The organism is Bifidobacterium sp. UBA744, from assembly GCA_002298605.1.
Lineage (GTDB): Bacteria > Actinomycetota > Actinomycetes > Actinomycetales > Bifidobacteriaceae > Bifidobacterium.
Genome location: DBKS01000054.1, coordinates 22,689 through 28,638, shown reverse-complemented (window position 1 = coordinate 28,638; position 5,950 = coordinate 22,689). Strand labels below are relative to the sequence as shown.

General features: G+C 62.1%; 4 protein-coding genes. All 4 read left to right on the top strand.

The window, feature by feature from the left end:
* The coding region (gene ppk1, locus B2994_RS05680) for a polyphosphate kinase 1 (RefSeq protein WP_291527399.1) at positions 1 to 1,476 on the top strand (1,476 nt) is incomplete at its 5' end.
* 291 nt (positions 1,477 to 1,767) lie between these two features.
* The gene (locus tag B2994_RS05675; RefSeq protein ID WP_291527398.1) at positions 1,768 to 2,856 is read left to right on the top strand and encodes an NUDIX hydrolase; all 1,089 of its coding nucleotides are present in this window, start codon (positions 1,768 to 1,770) and stop codon (positions 2,854 to 2,856) included.
* Positions 2,852 to 3,520, top strand: a complete 669-nt coding sequence (locus tag B2994_RS05670; RefSeq protein ID WP_349675659.1) for a hypothetical protein — start codon at positions 2,852 to 2,854, stop codon at positions 3,518 to 3,520. Before B2994_RS05675 ends, B2994_RS05670 begins: the two co-directional genes overlap by 5 nt.
* A gap of 1,739 nt (positions 3,521 to 5,259) precedes the next feature.
* Positions 5,260 to 5,901 carry a uracil phosphoribosyltransferase gene (upp, locus tag B2994_RS05665; RefSeq protein WP_291527397.1) on the top strand — a complete coding sequence of 214 codons (642 nt, stop codon included), beginning with the start codon at positions 5,260 to 5,262 and terminating at the stop codon, positions 5,899 to 5,901.
* The last annotated feature ends 49 nt before the right edge of the window (positions 5,902 to 5,950 follow it).

The window sequence follows — 5,950 nt, the reverse complement described above, 5'->3', positions numbered from 1 at the left end:
CTGTTCCCCGGCATGATCATCAAGGAGGCGCGATCCTTCCGCGTCACGCGTAACGAAGACATCGACGTCGAGGAGGACGACGCCGAGAACCTGCTCAACGCGATGGAGAAGGAACTGCTGCGCCGCCGCTTCGGACCGCCGATCCGCCTTGAGATTTCGGACAGCACCAGCCCGTTCCTCTCCCAGCTGCTCGCCGACCAGCTTGGCGTGAGCGCCGACGAGGTGTACCGCCTGCCCACTCCGCTGGACTTCACCGTGCTGTTCGAACTGGGCGGCATCGACCGGCCGGATCTCAAATACCGTTCGTTCATTCCGACCACGAACCGTCAGATCGCCGAGGTCGAATCGAGCCGCGCCCAGGATATTTTCGCCGCGATCCGCGAGCGCGATATTCTGCTGCACCATCCATACGACTCCTTCTCCACCTCCGTCCAGGCGTTTTTGGCGCAGGCCGCCGCCGACCCGAACGTGCTGGCCATCAAGCAGACCCTGTACCGCACCAGCTCCAACTCCCCGATCGTGGACGCGCTGATCGACGCCGCGCATGCGGGCAAGCAGGTGCTGGCCCTGGTGGAGATCAAGGCCCGCTTCGACGAGGACGCCAACATCGCCTGGGCACGCAAGCTGGAACGCGCCGGCGTGCATGTGGTCTACGGCATCGTGGGCCTGAAGACGCACTGCAAGCTCATCGAGGTGGTGCGCCAGGAGCCGGACGGCCTCAGGCGCTACTGCCATGTGGGAACCGGCAACTACAATCCGAAGACCGCCCGTATCTACACCGATCTGGGTCTGCTCACTTGCGACCCGGTGGTCGGTCAGGACCTGACGCGACTGTTCAACCAGCTGTCCGGCTACGCCCCGAAGTCGAGCTTCCACCGTCTGCTGGTCGCCCCGCGCACCATCCGCACCGGTCTGGTCGCCCGCATCCGCCGCGAGGAGGAGGCCGCCAAGGCCGGCAAGGAGGCCTGGATCAAGATCAAGGTCAACTCCATTGTCGACGAGAAGACCATCGACGCCTTGTACCGCGCCTCGCAGGCCGGCGTCAAAATCGACATCGTCGAACGCGGCATCTGCGCCTTGAAGCCCGGCGTTCCCGGCCTGTCCGAGAACATCCGCGTACGCTCCATCCTGGGACGCTTCCTGGAGCACTCCCGCATCTACGCCTTCTGCAACTCCGACGGGCCGCAGATCGGCGAGGGACCGATTTCCGGCCCGGAGGTGTGGATCGGTTCCGCCGATCTGATGCACCGCAACCTCGATCGTCGCGTGGAGGCGCTGGTTCGCATCAGCGCCCCGGAACAGGTGGATGAGCTCATCAAATACATCGACCTGCAGATGGCGGACACCACCAGCTCCTGGCATATGCTGCCGGACGGCACCTATGAGCGCCATTCCACGGATGAGAACGGTCAGCCGCTGGTCGACTGCCAGGATTATCTGATCCGCAGGCACTCGCGCGGACGCGGCAACCGCTGAGTCGCCACGCCGCCCAGAGCGAATCGATTGATGGACGCGGCGACGGTCGTCCTCCGCCCGCCGCCGCGCATCTGTGCTATCGTGAAATCTGCGTCTGGAAGTAAAGGCCGATTCCCACCGGGACATCGGCCTTTTGCGTACTCGGAATCGCAGCGACAAAACAACATAGTCAAACGGTTACGCAACGTACGCCAACCCACTGCCACCGCACAACGTCGTCGCGAGGGAACGGAACACCAACCACGATGACGCGGAGAATAGAAACGCATACAGCAATCCGGAAGGACCGACATGGCACAGGTTGTAGAGGCAGCTGGAGGCGTGCTCTACCGATGGCGCAACGATTTCCGGGGATGGATGAAATTCTCGGACAACGGCGGCATACCCACGGGAGCCATGCCACATTCCGCCTTGGAGGAGCTCGAAGTCTGTGTGGTCCATCGCCCACGATACGACGACTGGACATGGCCCAAGGGCAAACTCGACCCCAACGAAACGCACTGCCACGCCGCCGTCCGCGAAATCGGCGAGGAAACAGGTCTGCCGGTTGAACTCGGCACCTACCTTGGCGACGTCGAATATCCACTCGCCGACGAGGGCCACAACACCAAACGCAGCAAACTCAAAGGCGTCAGCACCAAGCATGTGCGCTACTGGACGGCCCGGCCCATCACCAGCGAGCAGGCGCTGCTGCGTCATCTGGCCTTCGGCCCCATCCATCTGGCAGACCGCAACGAAATCGACAACGTGGTCTGGCTGCCGATCCCCCGCACACGGCATGTGCTGTCCCATCCGCTGGACCGCGAAATCCTCGACTCCTTCGTCGACCGCGTGGAGGAGGGCGACACGGCGGCGCACACCATCCTGCTGGTAAGGCACGCCAAAGCCGAAGCCCGCAAAACGTGGACCGGCAGCGACGCGGAACGTCCGATCACCCCACGCGGGGCCGCGGCGGCGTTCTCGCTCAACCGGGAACTCGCCTGTTTCAATCCCACGCGGCTCGTCAGCTCCCCATGGGTGCGATGCCGTGAAACACTGCAAGCGTACTCCTGGCAGACCGGACTGCCGCTGCACTCCGTCGAACCACTCACCGAGGACGCCTACGCGGCCAATCCCGAATCGTCATGGGACTCCTTCCTCTCGGAAATCACACGGGCCCTGACGACCGGCAACAACACGGCCATCTGCATGCACAGGCCGGTTATCGGGGGAATCTTCACCCATCTGCGTAAACTGTGCATAACCAAGGCGCTGGGTAAACGCCTGATCGGATCGACCCCCTACATGCCCACCGGCACGGCAATAGTCCTGCGCGTGGTCACAGGAGCCGGCGGCCCGAAGATCATCGACATTCAGAAAGTGACGCCACTTGTCTATTAGTTCCTCCGGATCCGTTCACGCAGCCGGATCATCATTCGCCCCGGCACGACTGGGTGCATCACGACCCGCACGCCCCTCGCAACTCGACCCCGCAATGGTCAACCAAATCGCCGGCGGCGAGGATCCCGAACGGATCAGCGAACTGGCCCACACCACGGCCGCCTCGTTGCTGGACCGCGTGCACCGCACCCAGGACCCCCAAGTGGTGGCCCGCGTGCTCACGCTGGTTGACACCGAGGGAGTGGATCTGGTGGCGGAACTCTGGAGCCACGCCGAGCCGGATTCGCTGCCAGGAGTGCTCTGGCGCCTCTACATGCTGCGCACATGGATGCACCGCAACCGCGACTCCATCTCACGACTCTGGCGCGTGGGCGAACCCGTGGCCACCGCGGCATCGGCCATCGCCGGCGTGGACCAGGCCCCCACCGAGGACGACATCGCCCGCATCGCCGACTCGATCCTCTCCGGGGCTTTCACCGGCGACTTCGCCGTGGCGCTGGAACGCGCGAGCGCCTTTTGCGATGTGGTATGCGCGGGACTCCGAACCGAAGCGCGCCGCCGCACCATGACGGCCCGACTGATGCACAACGCCGCGTCCCTGCAGCACACCGCCAACGATTTCCGCCACGGCGCCAGCCTCTGGCGACACGGCAAACTCGAATAACGTCCAGCAAGCGGCCAAAACCATACAACCGCAGCCGCCACAACCGCACCAACGCGAACCATCACAGTGGGACGGATCCACCCATTCTCCGTATTCGCCCGCATCCCAGCGCCGCCGGCGAATACGGAGAATGGAACGAATCAGGCTGGAGGCGACGGCTCACTTGTTCAGCTTCGCGGCATGCACACTGGTCTTCAATTCGCATAGTCCATGGTGTCGACCCAGTATGCCGAACGGCATATCACAGGCGATTGCATGGCCGCTGACGTCACTCGCCCAGAAGATGACGGAGCAGACTGGGCAGCCAAGTAGACCATGAAGGCCACAAACCAAGAGTATCCCACTGCCAGTTTTCCTTTGGCGCCGGCGGCCAGAATGTAGGAGATCGGACATACCAGAACTTCATGCCGTCGCTCGACAGACTTCGGCAGGCTCGGCGCGATGAACGCGATGGAAGCGGCAACCGCGAACAGCACGCATAGCCGCAGGAATCACGGGCGGCTCTGCCCCCGCTTGACGCTGGCGCGGCCCACGACGAAACCCCACACCACGGCGGAAATCACATCCGTATGGGAAATGCATGATGTACGACGAAATGGTGACGGGCAGCAGACTACCGGCCATAACGCAGAAGATGAAGGAGGCCTCTCCCTCAGCGGCAGCTTTGCAACGCCGGACCGTGCCGAAGCAGTTGTTGCGCTCATTGTTTTATTCCGTTTCCTAGTTTTTATACAGCGCGGACACCCGTATGGGTCCAAGCATCCGTGAATTTGGAACGGATTCGTTTGCGACTCTCAGAAGTCGGAAACGAACCAAACCTGCATCTAGCCGATCTCACGGCAGGCCTGTGCGTGGTACGAAATGAGCTTCGGCATGACTGGCAGGTCTGGCAGAGTCTCATGGGCGTCCGCATGCAACGGAACATCATCGCCGTCCTTCGCACGCTTGGAAGCTGGAACCTCCACGCGTTCGATGTCGTTGAGCTCGTCGGCTATGCACCCCGTCGGCGGTCTCGGCGGCGGCGATGCAGTGGATACGGCAGCTTCATAGCGGCTTCAGGCTGCCGGATTCCTCGGTGCAGTAAACGACCGGGCCACGCACGACGGCTACCGGATTGCGCGTACCGACCAGGGGGTCCGGATGACTGACCGAATTTTGAGGGAATAGCACAACAGCAGCCCCATCACAGGCTCGAACTCCCTGAGGCAGGGACGCAGCTGCCATCGCCGGAGGCTTCGGCCGCTGTGAAAGAATCTTTTTTAGATTCTTCCACATTTTCTGTGGAAAGCGGCTCGACCACATGCCCCAAAAACAGGCTCCTATAACGTTGTATCCACCGTTTTCACCACTAAAAACGCATTGATATATCGCCAGATATGAAAGAATCAAAAATAGATTCGCCGGTCGCCCACCCAAACGCGTTCCAGCGCCCAATCAGCCAGTCAACTCACCAACAACCGCACGACATCGACCAAAAATCACGCAAAATACCACAGACTCGGCATGCCGACGTGCATATTGGCGAAGTCATACCCTATACTAAAGAGCGCGTCGGGCCGTGCTTAAGCCCCGGGCTCCATTTTTTGCCGCCGCGAGCGGCCTTTGCGCCGACAGGCGCTTTCACGGTTCGGCGCTTCCTCTCTTGTTCCCCCGTTACCCGTCACTCGGCTCGGCCAATGCGCAACACGGCCGCTCCCCCACGTGCACGACCGCAACCATCAGGCGCTAGGCTGTAAAGTATGGAACTCCATGTATTGAATCATCCGCTGGTCGAGCACAAGCTCACCGTACTGCGCGACAAGAACACCCCCTCCGCCATTTTCCGCGAGCTGGTTTCCGAACTCGTTATGCTCGAGGCCTACGAAGCCACCCGCAACCTGTCCGTGGTGGACAAACCCATCGAGACCCCGGTCGCGCCCATGACCGGCAAAAAGCTGGCCGCACCGCGCCCGCTGATCGTCCCCGTGCTGCGCGCCGGCCTGGGCATGCTTGATGGCATGACCCGCCTCATCCCCACCGCGGAAGTCGGTTTTCTGGGCATGAAGCGCGATGAGGAACACCCCACCCAGCAGGTCACATATGCGAATCGTCTGCCCGAAGATCTTACGGGCCGCCAATGCTTCCTGATCGATCCGATGCTGGCCACCGGCGGCACGCTTGTTGCGGCCACGCATTATCTGGTTGAGCGTGGAGCCAAGGACGTCACCGCCATCAACATCATCGCCGCCCCCGAAGGCATCAAGTTCGTCGAGGAGCATATCGATCCGTCCATCGACTTCAAGGTTGTGGTGTGCGCGGTCGACGAGAAGCTCAACGACAAGTGCTATATCGTGCCCGGCCTTGGCGACGCCGGCGACCGCCTGTACGGCGTCATCGACTGACGCGCAGCACGCAACACGCAACACAGCGCGTCACGAACGATGAGGTCCC

Coding starts and splice junctions, on each gene's coding strand:
- B2994_RS05675 (WP_291527398.1), top strand. CDS start 1,768: ATGGCACAGGTTGTAGAGGCAGCTGGAGGCGTGCTCTACCGATGGCGC.
- upp (WP_291527397.1), top strand. CDS start 5,260: ATGGAACTCCATGTATTGAATCATCCGCTGGTCGAGCACAAGCTCACC.